Genomic DNA, 3183 nt, shown 5'->3' on the forward strand with positions numbered 1-3183 from the left:
GTGCTCGGCTTCATGGGCTTCGTTTTTTGGAATGATCTGTTTGGGTGCTGAAATCATGAAGAAATTTGGCTTCAGCGCCGGTGATATTGAGATGCCGTTTACCATGCGTGGGGATATGCGTGACGCGAAAGCCACGCGGTACGGTTAAGTAAATACAAATTAACCGGGAGCCTTGCGTGTAGGGAAAATCCGGTTAATACGGTAAGGGAAAATACCGCACGTCCGGTTTTCTCGCCGTGGGGACTACGAGAAAAAGGTACAAAAGCCCGATGAAGGCAGCATCCAAGTTTCTGAGCGCCGCTTCCGCGGCGGCTCTGTCCGCCGCTCTGGTCCTGCCAGGCGCGCTCGCAGTGCAGTTCGCTGCCACCTCGGTGGCCGAGGCAGCGGTCATCTCGCGTGTCGAGGTCAGCGGCAACCAGCGCGTCGATGCCGAGACCATCCGCAATTACATCTCGATCAAGCCGGGCAAGCCTTTCTCCAGCTCCGATATCGACGATGCCGTCAAGGCGCTGTTCGGCACCGGCCTGTTCTCGGACGTCCAGATCAACCAGGTCGGTTCGAGCCTGGTGGTCAAGGTTTCCGAATACAAGGTCGTCAACCAGGTCCTGTTCCAGGGCAACAAGAAGATCAAGGACAACGCGCTTCAGATGGGTATCCAGCTGAAGCCGCGCGCGACCTTCTCGCAGCAGGCGCTGGATGCCGATGTCGAGGCGATCAAGTCGGCATACAAGCGAATTGGCCGCGACGACGCCGCCGTGACCACGCAGATCATGGACCTCGGCGACAACCGCGTGAACGTGGTCTTCAACATCAACGAAGGCGGCCGCACCCAGATCGCGGCGATCAATTTCGTCGGCAATCACGCCTATTCCAGCCGCCGCCTGTCCGATGTCATCAACACCAAGCGTTCGTCCTGGCTGTCCTTCGTGCTGCGCGACGACGTCTATGACGAGGACAAGCTGCGCGCCGACCAGGAACTGCTGCGCCGCTTCTACTACAATCATGGCTATGCCGACTTCCAGGTCGTCTCGGCCGTCGGCGAGCTTGACGACGCCACCAACAAATACACGGTCACCATCACCGTGCAGGAAGGCGACCGCTACACATTTGGCGACGTCAGCGTGGAAAGCACCATTCCGGAGGTCGATTCCAAGGCGCTGGAATCGACTGTCGAAACCCACAAGGGCGATGTCTACAACGCCAAGGACGTCGAGGATTCGATCGTCGCGTTGACCGAGAAGGTCGCGGGCTCAGGCTATGCCTTCGCCCAGGTGACGCCGCGCGGCGACCGCAATTTCGAGAACCACACCATTTCGGTCGTCTACACCATCGACCAGGGCACCAAGGCCTATATCGAGCGCATCGAAATCCGCGGCAACGACCGCACGCGCGACTATGTCATCCGTCGCGAATTCGATGTCAGCGAGGGCGACGCCTTCAACCAGGTCCTCATCCAGCGCGCGAAGAAGCGGTTGGAAGGCCTTGATTACTTCCAGTCCGTCGACATCTCGACGGTTCCGGGCTCGGCGCCGGACCAGGTCGTGCTCGTGGTCACCGTGGTTGAGAAGTCGACCGGCGAATTCTCGGTCGGCGCTGGTTATTCGACCGGCGGCGACACGCCCGGTCCTTCCATCGAGGGCTCGATCACGGAGCGCAACTTCCTCGGCCGCGGCCAGTACATCAAGCTGTCGGCCGGCGGCGGCAAGAATTCGCGCGACTTCGCTCTTTCCTTCACCGAGCCTTACTTCCTCGGCCGGCGCATTGCTGCGGGCTTCGACATCTACAAGTCGACCCGCGAGTACGATCACTACAATACAGACACCACCGGCGCGACCGTCCGGTTCGGTCTGCCGATTACCGACAACATTTCGACGCAGCTTGCCTACAACATCTCGCAGGAAAAGTACGAGTTCAATGATTGTGACAACAACAATGACGGCGTAGAAGGCGACTGCAATCTTTCGCAGGCCATCATAGAAGCCATCGATGAGGGCTCGTGGCTGAAGTCCTCGGTCAGCTTGGGTCTTACCTACAACACGATCGACGACATGAAGAACCCGCATGAGGGTCTCTTCGTTACCGGCACGACCGAGTTCGCCGGTCTTGGCGGCGATGCGAAATGGGTGAAAGTGACTGGCCGAGCAAGTGTCTATCAGACATTGTCGGAGCAGCTTGACCTTGTCGGTCTCGTATCTGGCGGCGCCGGCTACATTGCAGGCTACGGCGATAATGGTTTGCGCATTTTCGATCAGTTCCAAAGCAACGATCGCATGATCCGCGGTTTTGAGTATGGTGGCATTGGTCCCGTTGACACCGCAACTGGAGACCACCTTGGTGGCACTACCTATTTCAATGCCTCGGCCGAAGCGCAATTCCCATTGCCGGTGATCCCGGAGAGTTTCGGTTTGCGCGGTGCCGTTTTCGCTGATGCCGCAACTCTGTACGGCAGCAAGGTCGACACTCCTGGTGTCGTTCAAGCATCGACCGACATGAAGCTCCGTGCTTCGGTGGGTGTCGGCCTGATGTGGGCTTCGCCGTTCGGCCCGATCCGCATCGACTATGCGATCCCGGTCAAGAAAGAGTCGACCGACGATGTGCAGGAATTCAACTTCGGTATCGCGACCCGCTTCTAATTTCGTGGTTGCAATGGTTCCGGGCCGGTTGACGGCCCGGAGTGGACTGTGCCGACCCAGCTGGATATTGCTTCTGGAATGACCGATCCGGTGTTCTTCGCGCCTTCACGCCGGTATACGGCTGGCGAGGTCGCGAATCTGACCGGCGCCAGCCTGCTTGATGCCGCGCAGGCTGAAATTGCCATCGAAGCGCTGGCTCCCGCCAATGAGGGCGGTGACGGCGCGCTCGTCTTTGTCGACGGCAAGCGCAATTTCGCGCTGATGCAGTCGCTGAGGGCTGCCGCGGTCTTGTGCCCCGCCGATTTTGCGACCAAGGCGCCGCCAGGGATCGCGGTGCTCATGCATCCTCGTCCGCAACAGGCTTTCGCGATGGTCGGGCGCCTATTGTTTCCGCACGCCGCGACTCCGGGACCAATGACCGGAGAAACCGGCATCTCGGCGCATGCCTTTATCGATCCATCCGCCCATATCGAGGAAGGGGCGATCATCGAAGCGGGCGCCGTGATCGGCCCCGGCGTGTCCATCGGCAGCGGCACGGTCATTGCACCTC

Annotated in this window: 2 protein-coding genes; both read left to right on the forward strand. The window is 59.6% G+C overall.

Annotated elements, in window-relative coordinates:
- Positions 1-269: 269 nt before the first annotated feature.
- On the forward strand, positions 270-2633 hold the full coding sequence (gene bamA, locus EOA28_RS30330) for an outer membrane protein assembly factor BamA (RefSeq protein ID WP_127250270.1): 2364 nt from the start codon (positions 270-272) through the stop codon (positions 2631-2633).
- A 78-nt stretch (positions 2634-2711) separates the two neighbouring features.
- A partial coding sequence (locus EOA28_RS30335) for an LpxD N-terminal domain-containing protein (protein WP_348633445.1) occupies positions 2712-3183 on the forward strand: 472 nt, incomplete at its 3' end.

Origin of the sequence: Mesorhizobium sp. M2A.F.Ca.ET.067.02.1.1 (assembly GCF_004023285.1) — a bacterium.
Lineage (GTDB): Bacteria > Pseudomonadota > Alphaproteobacteria > Rhizobiales > Rhizobiaceae > Mesorhizobium.

What these genes read in the sequence shown, in the direction of transcription:
- bamA (WP_127250270.1), top strand. Translation starts at nt 270, where the DNA reads ATGAAGGCAGCATCCAAGTTTCTGAGCGCCGCTTCCGCGGCGGCTCTG.